General features: G+C 70.8%; 14 protein-coding genes and 1 pseudogene. 6 read left to right on the top strand and 9 right to left on the bottom strand.

Annotation, left to right across the window (positions count from 1 at the left end; genetic code table 11):
- Positions 1-19: 19 nt before the first annotated feature.
- Positions 20-1,279 carry a 3-phosphoshikimate 1-carboxyvinyltransferase gene (gene aroA / locus Apa02nite_RS30025; RefSeq protein ID WP_203828010.1) on the bottom strand — a complete coding sequence of 420 codons (1,260 nt, stop codon included), beginning with the start codon at positions 1,277-1,279 and terminating at the stop codon, positions 20-22.
- 163 nt (positions 1,280-1,442) lie between these two features.
- On the opposite strand from aroA, the pseudogene Apa02nite_RS30020 reads away from it, so the two are divergent.
- Together Apa02nite_RS30020 and Apa02nite_RS30015 are read left to right on the top strand one after the other, a co-directional pair.
- A pseudogene (locus Apa02nite_RS30020) lies at positions 1,443-1,893 on the top strand (sodium:calcium antiporter); the annotation flags it as partial.
- 100 nt (positions 1,894-1,993) lie between these two features.
- Positions 1,994-3,289: an ArsB/NhaD family transporter gene (locus Apa02nite_RS30015; protein WP_203828009.1), complete on the top strand. Its 1,296-nt coding sequence runs from the start codon at positions 1,994-1,996 to the stop codon at positions 3,287-3,289.
- On the opposite strand, the gene Apa02nite_RS30010 is transcribed toward Apa02nite_RS30015, so the two are convergent.
- From Apa02nite_RS30010 to Apa02nite_RS29995, 4 genes are all read right to left on the bottom strand, one after another.
- On the bottom strand, positions 3,286-3,729 hold the full coding sequence (locus tag Apa02nite_RS30010) for a CBS domain-containing protein (protein WP_203828008.1): 444 nt from the start codon (positions 3,727-3,729) through the stop codon (positions 3,286-3,288). The two genes, Apa02nite_RS30015 and Apa02nite_RS30010, sit on opposite strands and share 4 nt — an antisense overlap.
- A gap of 19 nt (positions 3,730-3,748) precedes the next feature.
- Complete coding sequence (gene nhaA / locus Apa02nite_RS30005) at positions 3,749-5,023, bottom strand: Na+/H+ antiporter NhaA (RefSeq protein WP_203828007.1); 1,275 nt, start codon at positions 5,021-5,023, stop codon at positions 3,749-3,751.
- 168 nt (positions 5,024-5,191) lie between these two features.
- Positions 5,192-6,829 (bottom strand): ABC transporter permease, encoded by a 1,638-nt coding sequence (locus tag Apa02nite_RS30000; protein ID WP_203828006.1) that lies wholly within the window; start codon positions 6,827-6,829, stop codon positions 5,192-5,194.
- Positions 6,826-7,719, bottom strand: coding sequence for an ABC transporter ATP-binding protein (locus Apa02nite_RS29995; protein ID WP_203828005.1), 894 nt, complete (start codon positions 7,717-7,719; stop codon positions 6,826-6,828). Before Apa02nite_RS29995 ends, Apa02nite_RS30000 begins: the two co-directional genes overlap by 4 nt.
- A 154-nt stretch (positions 7,720-7,873) precedes the next feature.
- On the opposite strand from Apa02nite_RS29995, the gene Apa02nite_RS29990 reads away from it, so the two are divergent.
- Positions 7,874-8,803, top strand: coding sequence for a DUF389 domain-containing protein (locus tag Apa02nite_RS29990; RefSeq protein ID WP_203828004.1), 930 nt, complete (start codon positions 7,874-7,876; stop codon positions 8,801-8,803).
- Between the two features lie 72 nt (positions 8,804-8,875).
- Complete coding sequence (locus tag Apa02nite_RS29985; RefSeq protein ID WP_373873067.1) at positions 8,876-10,855, top strand: APC family permease; 1,980 nt, start codon at positions 8,876-8,878, stop codon at positions 10,853-10,855.
- A 12-nt stretch (positions 10,856-10,867) separates the two neighbouring features.
- Here the strand turns inward: Apa02nite_RS29985 and Apa02nite_RS29980 are convergent, their stop codons facing one another.
- From Apa02nite_RS29980 to Apa02nite_RS29970, 3 genes are read right to left on the bottom strand one after another with little or no spacing between them, the layout of a single operon-like run.
- Positions 10,868-11,527, bottom strand: coding sequence for an MSMEG_1061 family FMN-dependent PPOX-type flavoprotein (locus Apa02nite_RS29980; protein ID WP_203828003.1), 660 nt, complete (start codon positions 11,525-11,527; stop codon positions 10,868-10,870).
- Positions 11,528-11,551: 24 nt separating this feature from the next.
- Positions 11,552-12,979: a family 43 glycosylhydrolase gene (locus tag Apa02nite_RS29975; RefSeq protein WP_239164665.1), complete on the bottom strand. Its 1,428-nt coding sequence runs from the start codon at positions 12,977-12,979 to the stop codon at positions 11,552-11,554.
- Positions 12,976-14,421, bottom strand: coding sequence for a family 43 glycosylhydrolase (locus Apa02nite_RS29970; RefSeq protein WP_203828001.1), 1,446 nt, complete (start codon positions 14,419-14,421; stop codon positions 12,976-12,978). The genes Apa02nite_RS29975 and Apa02nite_RS29970 overlap by 4 nt, the downstream gene beginning before the upstream one ends.
- A gap of 461 nt (positions 14,422-14,882) precedes the next feature.
- Between Apa02nite_RS29970 and Apa02nite_RS29965 the strand changes: the two genes are divergently transcribed.
- Positions 14,883-15,410 carry a hypothetical protein gene (locus Apa02nite_RS29965; RefSeq protein WP_203828000.1) on the top strand — a complete coding sequence of 176 codons (528 nt, stop codon included), beginning with the start codon at positions 14,883-14,885 and terminating at the stop codon, positions 15,408-15,410.
- Here Apa02nite_RS29965 and Apa02nite_RS29960 read toward each other — a convergent pair.
- Positions 15,380-16,279, bottom strand: a complete 900-nt coding sequence (locus Apa02nite_RS29960) for an NAD-dependent epimerase/dehydratase family protein (RefSeq protein ID WP_203827999.1) — start codon at positions 16,277-16,279, stop codon at positions 15,380-15,382. The two genes, Apa02nite_RS29965 and Apa02nite_RS29960, sit on opposite strands and share 31 nt — an antisense overlap.
- A gap of 85 nt (positions 16,280-16,364) precedes the next feature.
- On the opposite strand from Apa02nite_RS29960, the gene Apa02nite_RS29955 reads away from it, so the two are divergent.
- Positions 16,365-16,841: a MarR family winged helix-turn-helix transcriptional regulator gene (locus Apa02nite_RS29955; protein WP_203827998.1), complete on the top strand. Its 477-nt coding sequence runs from the start codon at positions 16,365-16,367 to the stop codon at positions 16,839-16,841.
- Positions 16,842-17,436 lie beyond the last annotated feature (595 nt).

The following is a 17,436-nucleotide window of genomic DNA, read 5'->3' as shown; positions in this document are numbered from 1 at the left end:
CCGGGTGACGCCGCGCCGCTCAGGACCGCTGCCAGGCCTGCTGGAGTTCGGCGAAGCTCTGGTGGAAGCCGGGGAAGGTTTTCCGTACGCAGTCCGGGTCGTCGAAGCGGATGCCCGGCGTGCGGATGCCCCGCACGCTCATGCTCATGGCGATGCGGTGGTCGGCGCGGGTCTGCACCAACGCCGCGTGGGGCACGCCGGGGATGATCTCGAGCCAGTCCGGCCCCGCGTGGGTGATGATGCCGCACGCGCCGAGGGCGGTGGCCATCGCGTCGATGTGGTCGGACTCCTTGAACCGGACGTTGCCCACGTCGGTGATCCGGACCGGGCCGTCGGCGTACGGGGCGATGGCGGCCAGGGTCATCATCGTGTCGCTGATGTCGCGCATGACGACGGCGCCCGGACTGTGCAGTTGCGCGGGGCCGGTCACCGTGGTCCGGTCGTCATCCACGGTGACCTGGCAGCCCATTGCGGTGAGGACCTCGGTGGCGAACCGGAGGTCACCCTGCAGCGATCGGCGGCCGAGCCCGAGAACGGTCACGGTCCGGCCGGTGACCGCGGCGGCCGCGAAGAAGTACGACGCGGTGGACGCGTCCGGCTCGACGACGTAATCCCGCGCCCGGTACGTGCCCGGCTCGACGACGATCCGCGATCCGTCACGGGTGGCGACCGCACCGAACTCCCGCATCATGGCGAGCGTCAGCTCCACGTACGGCACCGAGACCTCGTCGAGGACCTCGATGGCCAGGCCGTTCTTGGTGGCGGGCGCCATCAGGCACAGGGCGCTCAGGTACTGGCTGGACGTGCCGGCGTCCACCTGGACCGGTCCACCGGCCACGCCATCGGCGGCGATCCGCCACGGCAACCGGTCACCGGGGGCGGGCTCCACCCGTACGTCGAGGGCCCGGAGCGCGCGCAGCAGCGCCCCCATCGGCCGGGCCCGCATCTGCTCGCTGGCATCGATGGTGAACTCGCCGCTGCCCAGCGCCACCAGCGCCGGCAGGAAGCGTGCCGCGGTGCCGGCGTCAAGGCACCAGGCGGTCGCGGTGCCGGCGGGCGGTCCGGAAGGGCTGCCCGTGATGCTCCAGACCTGGTCGTCCCGGTGAACGGCGAAGCCGAGCGCGGCCAACGCGCCGGCGAACGCCACGGTGTCGGCCGACTCCAGCGGCGTGATGAGACGGCTCGTGCCGTCGGCCAGCGCAGCCAGGAACAGCGCGCGGGCGGTCACCGACTTCGACCCGGGCAACCGGACCGTCGCTGTGTTGGATGTCGTCTCCACGGAGCCTCCGCACCCTCGAACCTCACTTATCGCAGCATTGCCGACAGTAGTCAGCCGATCGCGACGGTGATCAGGCCGCGGTGCGCGGTCCCGGCAGCCGGGATCCCCGCGACCGATCAGGTGAGTTCCCCCGGCGCCCCTGCCACTCCCACTGGTCGGCGCGCGGGTTCCGGGCTGGGCCGAACCGATTCGTGTCGTCCTCGCGCTGGGCGGGGTCCTGGCCGGCGCTCAACTCCTGGTGGCGAACGCCGCCGTGATCGCCCCGGATTGCGGTGTTCCCCCAGCTGATCGTCGGTTTCACCCTCGTGGCGGTGGGGACCTCGCTGCCGGAACTGGTCACCACGGTGGCCGCGCAGCGGCGCGGCGAGTCGGAGCTGGCGGTCGGGAATCTGTTCGGCAGCAACCTGTTCAACAGCCTGATCGGGGGATCCGTGGTGGGCCTCGCCTCCGGCGGCACCGCGATCAGGACCGCTGTGGTGCCACTGGTCGCGATGATCGTCACCAACGGGCTCGCCTGGGCGTTGCTCCGCCGCGGCCTGAGACTCGGCCGCGGCGAGAGTCTGGTGTTGCTGTGCGCCTACGTGCTGATGCAGCCGTTGCTGCTGTCCTCGTGATCCTGACCAGCGGTGCCGGCTGCTAGGTTGATCGCAGGTGTGCCGGGAAGTCTGGTCGGCGAGCGATGACGGCTGCCCGGATCCGAGAGGCACACCCGAGATGACCACGCTTTCCTGGATCACCGTCGTGGTGTTCGTCGCGGCGTACGTGCTGATCGCGACCGAGAAGATCAATCGGGTGGCGGTCGCGCTCGGCGGCGCATCGATCATGCTGGCGCTCGGTGCCACCGACGCCGAGCACGCGTTCTTCTCCGAGGACGCGGGCATCGACTGGAACGTCATCTTCCTGCTGCTGGGGATGATGCTGATCGTCGGCGTGCTCAAGCGCACCGGACTGTTCGAGTACGTGGCGATCTGGTCGGCGAAGAAGGCCCGCGGGCGCCCGTTCCCGATCATGGTGATCCTGCTGGTGGTGACCGGCGTGGTGTCGGCTGCGCTGGACAACGTGACGACGGTGCTGCTGGTCGCGCCGGTGACGTTGCTGGTCTGCGAGCGCCTCGGTGTGCCCCCGGTGCCGTTCCTGATCGCCGAGGTCCTCGCATCCAACATCGGCGGCGCGGCCACCCTGGTCGGTGACCCGCCGAACATCATCATCGCCAGCCGGTCCGGGCTCACCTTCAACGACTTCCTCAGCGTGATGGCGCCGTTCGTGCTGGTCGTGTTGATCGTGCTGGTGGTGTTGTGCCGGATCATGTTCCGTAAGGCTTTCCGGTACGACGCCGAACGGGTCAAACAGGTGATGGCGTTGCGCGAGGCCGACGCGATCCGCGACCGGCGCCTGGTGGTGCTCAGCCTGGCCGTGCTCGGCGCGGTACTTGTCGCGTTCGGCCTGCACGTCGTGCTGCACCTGGAGCCGTCGGTAGTGGCACTGCTCGGCGGCCTGCTGCTGCTGGCGCTGTCGCGGCTGGATGCCACCGAGGTCGCCAAGGACGTGGAGTGGCCGACGCTGGTGTTCTTCGCCGGGCTGTTCGTCATGGTCGGTGGCCTGGTCGAGACCGGGGTGATCGACACCCTGGCCCGGTCGGCGACCGACGCGGTCGCGGGCAAGCTGTGGCCGGCCACCATGCTGATGCTGTGGGCGTCGGCGGGCCTGTCCGCGATCGTCGACAACATTCCGTACGTGGCGACGATGAGCCCGATCGTCAGCGAGCTGGTCAACGCCGAGGGCGGCATCGGCAAGGCTCAGGTCTTGTGGTGGGCGCTCGCGATCGGCGCCGATCTGGGCGGCAACGCCACCGCGGTCGGTGCCTCGGCGAACGTGGTGGTGCTCGGCATCGCCGAACGCGCCGGGCACCGGATCAGCTTCTGGGGCTTCACGAAGTACGGCCTGATCGTCACCGTGATCTCGGTGGCGATGGCCGTGCCGTACCTCTGGTTGCGGTTCTTTGTTTTTTAGAGGAGCAGCCGGTCGAGCAGCCCGTCCAGGGTGATCGCGCCGGTCATCACCCGGTTCTTGTCGACGACGGCGACCAGCGGAATGTTCGAGCGGGCCATCACCGAGGCGACCTCCAGCAACGTCGCGTCGGCGTGCACCGCGGGCAGCTCGGGCCGGTTCTTCGGCAGCAGGTCGGCGACGGTGCGCTCACCGATACCGGCCAGGATGACGTCGGCGGCGGCCTCGTCGATCACCCGGGCCAGGGCCGGATCGTCCTGGCAGTACGACGGCAGCGCCATCCGCAGCACCTGGGTGCCGGCCAGCACGGTCAGCGGACGGCCCTTGCCGTCCACCACGATCAGCCCGGGCAGGTCCTGCGCGGCCAGAACACGGGCCGCCTCGCGCGCGGGCATGCTCTCGACCACGGTGCTCATCGCTGTCGCTATGTCCGCTGCGCGCATGGCCCGACGATACGCCCGGTCAGCTCTGATAGACGTCGGGGATGTCGTCGTGGTCGCGGTCGACCTGCTCGGCGTCGTGCAGGCGCCGGTACGTGCGATTACGGGCCCGCAGCACGACCGCTGCCAGCCCTGCCGCGATCAGCGAGCCGAGCAGGACGGCGACTTTCACCCGGTCGTCGGCGCCGCTACCGGTGCCGAAGGCGAGTTCACCGATGAGCAGCGACACGGTGAACCCGACCCCGGACAACAGCGCCAGCCCGGCCACGTCGATCCAGGCCAGCCCGGTGTCGAGCTCGGCGCGGGTGAACCGGGCGGTCAGCCAGGTCGCGAGCAGGATCCCGATCGGCTTGCCCAGAATCAGGCCGAGCATGATGCCGACCGCGATCGGATCGGTGACCACTGCCCGCAGCCCGGCCGGCCCGCCGATGGCGACACCCGCCGACATCAACGCGAACACCGGTACGGCGACTCCGGCGGAGATCGGCCGGAACCGGTGCTCGAAGTGCTCGGCCAGACCGGGCCCGGTCCCCGAACCCTGCGACCGCAGCACCGGGACGACGAAGCCAAGCAGGACCCCGGCGACGGTGGCGTGCACTCCGGACGCGTGCACGAGTGCCCAGGTCGCGAACGCGAGCGGCAGCAGCAACCACCACGACCGCACCCGGCGCTGCACCAGCGCCGCGAACAACCCCAGCGGCACCATCGCCGCCAGCAGCGGCAGGATCGACAGGTGTGCGGTGTAGAACACCGCGATGATCACGATGGCCAGCAGGTCGTCGACCACGGCCAGGGTGAGCAGGAACGTGCGCATCGCGGTGGGCAGGCTCCGGCCGACCACGGCGAGCACGGCCAGGGCGAACGCGATGTCGGTCGCGGTCGGGATCGCCCACCCCTCGACCGCTCCGCCCCAGTTGGTCAGGGTGTAGAGCAATGCGGGGACCAGGACGCCGCCGACCGCGGCAGCGACCGGCACCGCGGCCCGGCGTGGATCGCGCAGGTCACCGGCCACGAACTCGCGTTTGAGCTCCAGCCCGGCCACGAAGAAGAAGATCGCCAGCAGCCCGTCGGCCGCCCACGTCGCCAGCGAAAGGTCCAGGTGCAGGGCGTGCGGCCCGACGGTGAACGCGGTCATCGTCGTGTAGTGGTGCGCCCACGGCGAATTCGCCCAGATCAGCGCGATCAGGGTCCCGACCAGCAGCAACGCGCCGCCGATGGTCTCTTTGCGCAGCACGTCGGCGATCCGGCGGGCCTCGGCCCAGGAGCCACGGCCGAGGACACGGGGAACAGCACTCACGGGGCAGGCCTACTTTCGGGGTCGGTCCAGCAACTTGCCGACCAGACTTCCCGGCGCACCGGGGCCAACCCTACCTGTGCCAGGCAGTTCCGGCCCGGTGGCGCGGAGGGATAGTGATCTTCGGCTCGCACCGGCGACCACCTCGCCGGCCACATGCGGTTCAGCGGCTCACGACCGCAGGTCCCGTCTGCGGTAGCCGGCGATCCCAGCCACGGTCAGGATCACGGCCAGGCCCGTCATCGCCGCGGTGGCAGGCCAGTCCACGCCGGTCAGCGGCACCGCCGCGAGGTGGGCGAACGGCGACAGCTCACGTATTCCATCCGGTGCTGCCACGCTCTCGGCGACGACGAGCAACAGAAAGCCTCCGGTCGTGGGCACAGCGCCGATCACACTGACCCACCGCGGCGCCCAGCCGGTGGCGAACACGGCGGCGCCGAGGCTGAGCCCGACGAGCGGCAGCGTGTTCCACACCCCGGACAGGGCCGCGACGAGCCCGAGATCACCGCCGACCGTCGTCACCCCGGACCAGGTGGCAATCCCGGCGATCGTGGTCAGCACGGTCCCGGCGCCCATGGTCACCGCGATCTCCGCGCCGAGCAGCCTGGCCCGGCTGATCGGCTGGGCGGTCAGCAGGGTCAGCCGGCGGTCGGTCTCGGCCGCGACGAACGCGCCCATCCGCACGGCAGTGAAGCCGCCGACCGGCATGGCGAGGATCGCGAACAGGACTGCGGCGAAGCCCACGACGGCGCCGAGCCCGTCGAAGCCGGCCGCGGCAGCCTGGCCGGCCATCGCGGGATTGTCGGCGAGGAACCCGGTGACGGACACGGCGGTCAGTCCGATCAGCAGGTAGTAGGCGCCGATGCCGATCGCCCAGCCGGTCAACGGCCGCAGCACCCGGCGGACCGCGAACGCCGCCACACCGCCGAGCAGTCCGAGCCTGGGCCGGCGACCGGTTGCCGGCGCAACCAGACCACCGCGAATCTCTCGCCGGCCGGCGGCGGCCAGGGCCGCTAGCGTGATCACCGCTGCCGCGACGGCCAGGATCACGAGCGGAAGACCCCGATTGTGTACGAAGGGTCCGCTCAACGCGGTCAGCCCCAACGGTGACAGCCAGCGCACCCAGCCGAGTGCGGGGACACCGTCGCCGATCATGCGGAGCAGCAGGGTCACGCCGAGCACGGCGACGGCCGTTCCGGTCGCCGGTGACCGGGCCGGAAAGACCTGCGCGGCAAGCGCCGCCACCGCCACGAACACCACGCCGAGCAGGCCGGTACCGGCACCGTGCACCACGGCGCCGGAGGCCGGCGTCCCGGCGGCGATCAGCACCCCGGCCAGCAGGCAACCGGTCCCCACCGGGACGATCATGACGGCGGTGACGTGCCGCAGGACGGCGTCGCGCAACGGGACACGCCCGGCGAGCAGCACATCCCATCGGCCGGTGTCCTCCTCGCCGCGGGTGATCCGGGTGGTCGCCAGGATCGCCCAGGCACCGAGCAGCACCGCGGTGAACGTGCCGACCCGCCACACGGTGAAACCACCGGCGGTGTCGAGGCCGATCGGGGAGCCGAACAGCGTACGGATGGCCGGGTTCCCGGCGAGTGCCTGGAGGCTGCCGGCGGCGGCCGGATCCGCCATCACCTGGGCGTAGGTAGCGGTGACCAGCGCGGTCATGCCGGTGATGAGGACCGCGACGACGAGGCCGCCGCGGCGGATCTGCCGGACGGCCAGTCCGGTGACCGCCCGGCCCGGCCCGGGCGGCAGGGTGAGCCCCGCGGTGACCGGGCTCGGCAGGATTCCGGTGCTCATCGCCCGGCCTGCGTCCCGTAGTACTCGAGGAAGATCTCCTCGAGGCTCGGTTCGCGTACCGAAAGGGCAGTGATACCGGCGTCGGCCAGCGCCCGCAGCGCGGGAGCCGGCGGCCCGGTCACGGTGAACCGCAGCTGCCCGTCCCCGGTTGTCTCGACTGACTCGACGCCGGCGACGGTGCTCAGCAGCGGGGCGGTACCCGAGTAGGACACGGTGACTTCGGATCGGTGCAGGCCACGGAGCCGGCCGATGGTGGCGACCTCGACGAGCCGACCGGCGCGCAGGATGCCGACGCGGTCGCAGACGGCTTCGACCTCGGCGAGCTGATGCGAGCTGAGGAAGACGGTCTGCCCACGCTGACGGGCCTGCCCGACGGCGGCACGGAACTCGCGTTCCATCAGCGGGTCCAGGCCGCTGGTGGGCTCGTCGAGCACCAGCAGCGGCGCCCGGGTGGCGAACGCGGCGACCAGTGCCACCTTCTGCCGGTTCCCGGTCGAGTAGGTCCGGGCGGGTTTCGACAGGTCGAGGCCGAACCGTTCGACGAGCTCGTCGCGGTAGACCAGGTCGGTGCCGGGGCCGGTCCGCGCCTGCAGGTGCAGGATCTCGGCGCCGGTCAGCTGCGGCCACAACGCCACGTCGGCCGGAACGTAGGCCAGCGATCGATGCGCCCGGGCCACGTCGCCAGCGTCGACCCCGTAGACCTCGGCACGCCCCGCGGTGGCCCGGGCCAGGCCCAGCAGCAGACGGATGGTGGTGGACTTGCCGGCCCCGTTCGGCCCCAGGAAGCCGAAGACCTCACCCGGCCGCACGTCCAGGGTCAGGCGGTCCAGGGCGGTCAGACGACCGTATCGTTTCGTCAGATCGACAGCTCGCAGCGCAGGCGCAGACATCGGGAAACCCTTCGGTCGACATGGAACAATGACCGCCGACCAGGCTTCCCGGCACACCTGGGCTCACCGTACTCCCCGCCCGGACACCCCGGGAACCCTCAGTCGCAGAATCCGCCGCCCTACACTTGCGGTCACTGTGAGCTGAGGGGCGAGAATGCTGCATGTACGGGTGATCTCGCCTGAGGCGGTCACCGGGCGGGCGCTGGACGCGCTGGCCGGTGACGACGGCGTCACGCACGTGATCGTGCTGACCGGGGTGGCGCGCGAGCCGGTCGGCGACGTGATCGAGTTCGACGTCGTACGCGAAAGTGCCAGTGCCGTGCTGGACCGCTTGCGACGTCTCGGCCTGGACCGGGTCGGCGCGATCGTGATCGAGAAGATTGACACGACGCTGTCGGCGTCGGCCGACCGGGCCGCGCGCCGGGTGCCCGGGCTGGGCGTGGACGCGGTGGTGTGGCACGAGATCGAGCAGCAGACCGGTGAGGAATCCGCGCTGTCCGCGTCGTATCTCGCGTTCATGATCATCGCGATGGTGATCGCCGCGCTGGGTGTGCTGCTCGACCAGCCGATCCTGATCGTCGGCTCGATGGTGGTCGGGCCGGAGTTCGGGCCGCTCGCCGCGCTCTGCGTGGGCCTGGTCAAACGCCGGGCGCCGCTGGTGCGCCGGTCGGTGCTGGCCCTCGGGGTCGGGTTCTCGATCGGGATGGTGATCACGATCGGGGTGGTGTGGCTGCTGACCGCTATCGGTCTCGTCGACAAGTCGATGCTGCTGGCCGACCGGCCGCTGACCGATTTCATCTGGCGCCCGGACGCGCTGTCCTGGGTGGTCGGCCTTCTCTGCGGGGTGGCCGGCATCCTGTCGCTGACCTCGGCCAAGGCCGGCACCCTGGTCGGCGTGCTGATCTCGGTGACCACCATCCCGGCGGCGGCGAACGCGGCGGTCGCACTCGCCTACGGGGTGCGCGACGAGGCGGTCGGCTCCGCCCTGCAACTGCTGATCAACATGGCGGCGATCGTGGTCGCCGGGGTGCTGACCCTGCTGATCCAGCAGGTCGCCTGGCGGCGGCAGGAGCGTACCGGCTGACCGGCACTACCCGCGGGGTCGTACCGTGCTCAACGCACCGAACTACGGACAGCCCCGCAGGAAGAGAGTGTTGTGGACGCCACGGACGAGTACGCATTACCGGCAGTGGTGGGCAGCCCCGCCCGGCAGGAACAGGCCGGCGGCGGCCTGGCCCGGTGGCTGCTGCGCCACCAGGTGCAGCCGTCCGGACCGGCGGCGGGGGAGAGCCACGCGAAGCCGCACGCCTGGTGGAAGGTGATGTGCCTGACCGGCGTCGACTACTTCTCCAGCCTGGCGTACGTGCCGGCGATCGCCGCGCTCGCGGCCGGCGCGGTGTCGCCGCTGGCCACCCTGCTGATCGTGGCGCTGACCCTGCTCGGGATGCTGCCGATGTACCTGAGGGTGGCGAAGGAGAGCCCGCACGGCGCCGGCTCGGTGGCGATGCTGGAGAAGCTGCTGCCGTTCTGGCGCGGCAAGCTCTTCGTGCTGGTGCTGCTCGGCTTCGTCTGCACCTCCTGGATCATCACGATCACCCTGTCGGCGGCCGACGCGTCGGTGCACATCGTGGAGAACCCGTTCTTCCCGAGCGTGCTGCACGGCCACGAGGTCGTGATCACCGTGACCCTGCTGCTCCTGCTCGGCGGGGTGTTCCTGCTCGGCTTCAGCGAGGCGGTCACCGTCGCGATCCCGCTGGTCGCGGTGTTCCTGATCCTGAACGCGGTGACCGTCGTGGCCGGGCTGATCGACGTGGCCACCACGGCCGGGGCGTTCTCCGCGTGGACCAGCGCGCTCAGCGCCGGCGGTGGCGGCTTCGGCGGCCTGGTCGAACCGGCGCTGCTGGCGTTCCCGCTGCTCGTGCTGGGCCTGTCCGGCTTCGAGACCGGGGTCAGCATGATGCCGCTGATCGAGGTCGACGGCGCCGACGACGAGCAGCGGCTGCGCTCGCGGATCCACAACACCCGCAAACTGCTCACCGTCGCCGCCCTGATCATGAGCGTGTACCTGCTCGCGGCGAGCTTCGTGACCACCGTGCTGATCCCGGCCGCGGCGTTCCAGCCGGGCGGCCCGGCCAACGGGCGCGCGCTGGCCTGGCTCGCGCACGACCAGCTCGGTGAGGTGTTCGGCACCGCGTACGACATCAGCACCATCCTGATCCTCTGGTTCGCCGGGGCGTCCGCGATGGCCGGGCTGGTCAACATCGTGCCCCGCTACCTGCCCGGCTACGGGATGGCGCCGGAGTGGGGCCGGGCGGTACGTCCGGTCGTGCTGGTCTACACCGTCATCTGCGTGGCGATCACCATCGGTTTCGGCGCCGACGTCAACGCCCAGGCCGGCGCGTACGCCACCGGCATCCTGGCGATGATGGTCTCCGGCGCGTTCGCGGTCACCGTCTCGGTGCTGCGCGCCGGCCGGCGCCTGGCCACCGCCGGGTTCGGGGCGCTCACCGCGGTGCTGCTGTACGCACTGGTCAAGAACGTGATCAGCAAGCCGGACGGCATCGCGATCTCCGGGATGTTCATCGCCGGCATCGTGATCGTGTCGCTGATCTCCCGGGTGTCACGGACCACCGAGCTGCGCGCCGACCGGATCGAGTTCGACGAGAACGCCCGCCGCTTCGTCACTGACTCGATCGCCTTCGACGGGGCTCTGAACCTCATCGCCAACCGCCGGCAGTCCGGTGATGTCGCCGAATACGCCGAAAAGGAACAGGAACAGCGGGGTCACAACCCGGTGCCCGGCACCGCCGATGTGATGTTCCTCGAGATCACCGTCGTCGACCCGTCGGAGTTCAGCGACACGTTGCAGGTCCGGGGCGTCCAGGTAGGCGAATACCGGGTGCTGCGGGCGAACGCGCCGGCCGGTCCGAACGCCATCGCGGCGGTGCTGCTCGCGCTGCAGCAGAGCACCGGGGTGCAGCCGCACTGCTACTTCGCGTGGGCCGAGGGCAGTCCGCTGGTGCACATGTTCCGCTACTTCCTGCTCGGGCGCGGCGACACGGCTCCGGTCGTACGAGAAATCATCCGCAAGCATCAGCCGGACCCGGACCTGCGGCCCGGCATTCACGTCGGCTGAAAGCCGGCGCGGTCACTCGTAGCGGTACTTCAGCGCGTCCGCCTCGTTCTGCTCGATCGCGGCGATCGTCAGGTCCGGCATCCGCAGCTGGGCCAGGGTCACCTCGGCCGAGGTCGGCTGGGCGTCGGCGGGCAGCCACTGCTCGGGCTTCCAGGCCGCGCCGCGCAGGAACGCCTTCGGGCAGTGCGGGTAGACCTCGTCGATGCCCACCACGAGCGCGCTGGCCGGCGGTTTGCCCACGGCGGTCAGCTGGGACAGCAGCTCGGGGCGGGTGGAGACGCAGGCCCGGCCGTTGACCCGCAGCGTCGTGCTGCGGCCCGGGATGACGAACAGCAGCCCGGCCCGGCCGGTGGCGACGACGTTCTGCAGGCTGTCGAGGCGTTTGTTGCCGGTCGCGTCCGGGATCGCCACCGTCCGGTCGTCCAGGACGGTGACGAACCCGGCGGGGCCGCCGCGCGGGGAGACGTCGAGGTTGCCCTCGGCGTCCACGCTGGCCACCAGGATCAGCGACGAGCAGGCGATCAGACGCCGGGTCTGCTCGGTGAGCGCGGTCATCTGTTTGCGGACGGCCGCGTCACCGGGCAGGTCGTAGACCCGGCGCAGCCCCTCCTGGTCGGGCACCGCGTCGAGGCGCAGCGAGTCGAAGGCAGTGGCGGCAACGGCTGACGTCATGCCCTCGACCCTATCGGCTGCGGTCTATCCGCGGCGCCAGCGCTGGGCCGCGGTGCCGTTGCACGGGTAGAGCGACAGGCGTGCCCCGTTCGCCGCGTTCCACTCGTAGTTGTCCAGGCACATGGTGCCGGCGACGTTGCGCAGTGAGAACCAGCCGCTGCCCTGGTCCAGGAGGGTCCACTGCTGGGCGGCCGTGTTGGTGCACGCGGTCAGGCCGACGTCGGCGTTCGCCGTGGTGCTGGCGTTCAGGTCGGTCAGGCAGGTGCCGGTGTTGCGGTTGCGGATCTCGTACCAGCTGACCCCGCGGTAGCTGAACTCCCACTCCTGGGCGGTGTTGCCGTTGCAGTCGTAGAGCCGGACCAGGGCGCCCGGGGTGGTGTCGAGGTTGTAGTTGTCGACGCACCGGTTGCTGTGCGCGCCGCGGATGCCGGGCCTGGTCGTACCGTCGGGAAGGGGTTGTCCGAAGAACGGGTCACCGTTCTCGCGCCAGTAGAGCTGCTGCATCCGGGTGTGCCGGTTCGGGTCGGTCAGCGCGTCCGGTGTCGGGGTGGCGTAGTCCCGGGCGTGGTAGACCAGCACGTCGGTGGTGTTGTCCTCGGCGACCGTGAAGCTGCCGTGCCCCGGGCCGTAGACGCCGTTCGCGGTCTGGAACACCGGGTTCGGATGCTTGTACCAGGACGCCGGGTCGAGCAGGTCCGCGGTGTCCCAGGAGGAGAGCAAGCCGAGTTTGTAGCGCGAGTCGGTCGCCGAGGCGGAGTAGGCGATGTAGACCCGGCCGTTCTTCACCAGCGGCGACGGTCCCTCGACCACGCCGGCGACACCTTCCATCTCCCAGCTGTACGTCGGCCGGGCGATCTCGGTGACCGTCCCGGTGATGCCGGTGGCGCTGTTCATCCGGGCGATGTACATGTGGCTGTTGTAGTTGGTGTCCGGGCTGTCCTGCGCCCAGACGAAGTACCGCACGCCGCGGTTCACGAACGAGGCCGCGTCGAGCTGGAACGACTCCCAGCCGGTGGTGAACCGCTGCGGCGCGCTCCAGGCGCAGGTCATCGGGTTCGCGCAGGTGTTGCGGATCCAGTAGAGGCGCTGGGCGAACGTGGCGGTGCTCGGCGAGGCCGAGAAGTACATGTACCAGGCGCCGTCGTAGTACCGGATGTCCGGCGCCCAGATCCAGCCGCTCAACGCCCCGCTGGACGGGGCCACGAACGCGTTCGCGGTGGTGGCGGTCCCGAGCCCCTGCAGTGTGGTCGCGCGCCGGAGCTCCACGCGCTTGTAGTCCGGCACCGACGCGGTCATGTAGTAGTAGCCGTCGGTGTGTTTGTAGATCGCGGTGTCCGCCCGCTGCTGCACGACCGGGTTGCCGACCGTGATGAACTGCGCGCTCGCCGGCTGGACGAAGCTCGCCAGCAGCACGACGACGGCCGCCAGCACGAGCGCTGCCCGGGCCCTCACGCGATCGCCCAGCGCTGGGCGTTGTTGCCGGAGCAGGTCCACTGCCGCACCTCGGCGCCGGGTGCGGTGCCGAAGTTGTAGTTGTCCAGGCACAGGCCGCTGGTGCGGTTCTGCAAGGTGGCGTACCCGTCGCCGAGCGCGGTGACCTTCCACTGCTGCACGGCCAGGCCGTTGCACGTCCACTGCTGCACGACCGAGCCCGGCGCGGTGGCCCAGTCCTTGTCGTCCAGGCACAGGCCGCTGTTGCGGTTGCTGATCGTGACGTACCCGTCGGCGGCCGGCACCAGGTACCAGTCCTGCACGGCGGCGGTGCCGCAGGTCCACTGCCGGACCTCGGCGCCGGGGGTGGCCACCCAGTTGTAGTCGTCGAGGCAGAGGTTGCTGTGCTGGTTGCGGATCCGGACCGGGGCCGCGGTCTCACCGGACGGCGCGGCGAGCACGGTGCCGGTCGAGACCGGCACGCCGAGGTTCGGCGTGCCGTCGGCGTTCCAGGAGATTTTTTGTACGCGGGTGGTCCGGGTCGTCCCGCAGCCCTGCGACGCCGACGAGTTCGCGTGGTACGCGATCCAGGTCTCGGTACCGTCCGGTGAGGTGAAGAACGAGTGGTGCCCGGGCCCGAACACCCCGGCGGCGTCGTTGCGCTGGAAGATCGGACTGGCCGCCTTGGTCCAGGAGCTCGCCGCGAGCGGGTTGGTCCCGGTGTACTCGAGCATCCCGAGCTTGTAGTTCGGCCCGTTGCAGTGGCTGGCCGAGTAGGTCAGGAAGGTCCGCCCGTTGCGCTGCAGCGGGAACGACCCCTCGTTGACCGCCCCGTTCTGGGTTTCCCAGGCCAGCGTCGGCGCGGAGATCCGGCTGCCGGCCGCCGACGCGGTGTACGGGTTGGACATCGGCGCGATGTACAGCGACTGCAGCCCGTCGGCGTGGAACGCCGAGAACGTCATGTAGAGCGCGGTGCCGAGCTTCACTGGCGCGGCGTCGATCGCCCAGCCCCCGTTCGGCATCAGGTTGAGGATGCCGCGCACGGTGTACGGCCCGAGCGGGTCGGTGCCGGCGCTCTCCGCGACGTGCGTGCGCCGGGCCCCGCCGGTCTGCTCGATCGAGTAGTACAGGTACCACCGGTTGTTGATCATTTCGAGGTGCGGCGCCCACATCGTGGTGCCGCCGGTGCGCACCACGACCTGCTCGGCCGCGGTGCGCAGGCCGGCGATCGTCGCCGAGCGGCGCATCACGACGTCGGCGGACCAGGTCGTCGCGACGTAGTAGTAGAAGCCGTTGTAGTAGGTGAGCGTCGGGTCGGCGCTGTTGGGCACGTCGACGACCGGGTTGGTAAAGGTCGGGCCGGGTGCGGCGAGCGCGGGGCCGGGCCGGGCCACGAGGGCGGTGGACAGGCCGAGCAGCGCTGCGGTGACCAGCGACAGCACCCGGCGGATTGACTGCGACATGCTCCTCCTTGTTTGTTAGCGCTAACAATTTTGGGTACGGATGGGTCCGGGCCGTGAGGAGTCACGGTCCGGGCGGGCAGGTGTGGGGGAGCTGCTCACGGGTGCACCGGAGCGGGGCACGGTCGCTGTGGCTGAGCGCTTTGTGTTTCGAGAGTGTTACCGCTCTCAATGGTTTCGTCAAGAGGAGTTCATCGATCGGATGGAGCCTCTGACCAGGCCCGCGCAGGTCCCGCGCAGGTCCCACGCAGGTCCCACGCAGATCCCACCCTCCCTGGGGGCAGCCCCCGCTGGTCAGTGTGGTGCGGATCGGGGTGGCCCGGTGGGCGGGCTGTGGACGACGCCCCACTGTGGAAACCGCCGGGGACCGTCACCGAACTGTCAGCGTTCCGTGGGCGAACGAACATCGCCGCTCACGACGATGGGTGCACCCGTCGCGCCGAGTTCGTCGTCAGGAGCTACCCATGGATCAGAACGCAGGCTGGCAGCGCGACGCGAACATCACCACTCGGCTCCGCAACCCGCCCCGCGCCCACGCGCAACGGATCGTCGCGTCCGCCGGCGACCTCGCGACAGCCGGCCGGGCCGTGCACCAGCTGACCGAGGGCGGCATCCCGGCCCGGTCGGCGACCGTCGTCGGATGCGACCTGCGCACCCACCCCCGCCCGGCCGCCCGATGGCCCTCGTCCGCGGCGCTCGTCCACGGCGGCGCGCTCGGCCTGGCCGCCGGCGCGCTGACGCTGGGCCTGCTGGTGACCACCGACCTCGTCGAGGCGACCGCCGAGCCCACCCGGGTGGCAGTGTCAGCGGCGGCAGGCGGCGCGGTGACCGGCAGCGCCCTGCGCGCGGTGGGTCACGGCCTGTCCCGCGGCCGCCGGGCGGTGCCCATCGAGGTCCACCCTCATCGGTACGCGGTGCTGGTCGACACCGCCCACGCCGACCACGCCGCCCACCTGCTGCGTCAGGGCCGCGCCACCTTCCACGCGCGATAGTGCCGCTCCGGCGCGTCGGTGAAGCCCGGATGCCGCGCCCGCCAGCCGAGCACCCGGTGCGCCTTGGCGCTGCTGACCAGCTCATCCTGATCAGCAGCCATCTGCATGATCCCGCCGTCCTCAGCCCCGGTCAGGGCGATCTCCCCGGCCCACCCCGCGGCCCGAACGGCAACCCGCTGCACGTCCAGCGCGGCCACCCGCTGATCGTCGGCGATCACGAACACCTCCCCGTCCACCGCCGCCGGGTTGTCGAGCACCCGCACGTAAGCCTCGGCGAGATCGTCCACATGCACCCAGCTCCACCGCTTCGTGACGTCGCCGTAGAAGACCGGCGCACCCTTCTCGGCCGCCGCGAACCACTGTCCGGTCATCGACGTGCTCGCCGGCCCGCCATAGAGGAAGCCCGGCCGGATCACGGTGTGCGCCAGGCCGCTGTCGGCAAGTTCCTTTTCCAGTACGAAGCGGAAGCCGATCGGACTCCCCGGATCGCCCGGCGTGTTCTCGTCCATCAGCCCCAGCCCGGTCCGCCCGTACGATGAGATCCCGGTCGTGTAAATCAGGTGCCGGTGACGGCCGTCGCGGCCTTGCGCCGCAGCCACCTCGGCGAACAGCGCCCGGTCGGCGCCGACCGGATCTCCCGTCTCCATCAGCAGGTGCACGACGGCGTCGGTGCCGGTCAGGTGCCCGCGCCAGCTCTCCGGCCGGGTGAGGTCACCCTCGACCGGGACCACCTCGGCCGCGGCCAGCTCCCGCGCGCCGGCGCTCCCGGCGTCGCGGGTCATCCCGAGAACGGTGTGCCCGGCCCGGGCCAGTGCGGCGGAAACCCGGCGCCCGGCATAGCCGGTGGCGCCGATGACAAGGATCTGCATGGTGTGCTCGCTTCGTGCCGTCGTTTACTTGCTTAGTTAAGCAAATCAGAAGGTACTTGCTTGCCTGACCAAATACAATGTGGCGGTGACGACCGACAACCCGCCCGCGCCGCTGACCCCGGACGAGCTCCTGCTCTGGCAGAGCCTGGGGCGCCTGGTGCACGCGCTGCCCCGTGCGCTGGAGGACGACATGTCCCGCACCGGCGTCACCATGACCGAGTTCGCCGTGCTGCTGATCCTGAGTCAGGCGCCCGAGCACCGGATGCGGATGTCCGCGCTAGCCGCGTCGGCGGGCCTCACCCCGTCGCGCATCACCCGGGTCGTCGACGACCTGACCCGCCACGACCTGGTCCGCAAGGAACGCCACAGCAAGGACAGCCGCGGCAATGACGCCATCCTCACCACCGCCGGCCTGCAGATGATGCGCCAGACCCAGCCCACCCACCTGTCCAGCGCCCGCCGCCGCGTCGTCGACCAGATCACACCCACCCTGCTGCCGTCCTTGGCCCAAACCCTCGCCGCCCTGGCCGACTCCCTCTCCCCACCAACCCGAGAAGCCTGACCCGCCGCCACCCCGCCGCGCGCGCTCCCCGCCCTCACACCGGTCCCCGCCCCTGTCCCGTTCCTTGCGTCGGCCCGTTCCTTGCGTCGGTCCGTTCCTTGCGTCGGTCCGTTCCTTGCGTCGGCCCGCTCCTGCCGTCGGGTCCGCACCCGCCATCAGCCCTGCCTCGACCCGCCCGCTTCCGCTTCCGGTGCCGGGGCGGTGAGAATCCGCGATCGCGGGGGCACAGGCACCAGTGCCCCGCGTTTGGCCGATTCTGGGCGCCGGCGCCCGCAAGCGACTGTTCCAGGGGCGCCAGCGGCCCGCGATCATGGGCGATGCGCGCGATGGCTGCCTACGCCGGGGCGGCAGCAATCCGCAATCCCACAGTGCGTGCGCCCACCGCCCACCTGGGGGCGGCCAGCGCCCGCGATCTGTCATTGCGAACCCGCCCCGCCCCGCCGCATTGCCCGGCCCCAGCCCGCCGCTCCCGACCCCCGGCGAGGCCAGCAAGCCGGCTGGCGCTGAGGGCCGCCAAACCGAGAGTGAAACGACCCTGACCACCAGCCGGCCCCGATCAGCTGGTGGTGAGGGGTCTCTCGGGAGCGTCGAGACA

Origin of the sequence: Actinoplanes palleronii (genome assembly GCF_016862315.1) — a bacterium.
Classification (GTDB): Bacteria; Actinomycetota; Actinomycetes; order Mycobacteriales; family Micromonosporaceae; genus Actinoplanes; species Actinoplanes palleronii.
Note: the sequence above shows the minus strand (reverse complement) of the source record. Positions and strands in the feature narration are given on the sequence as shown.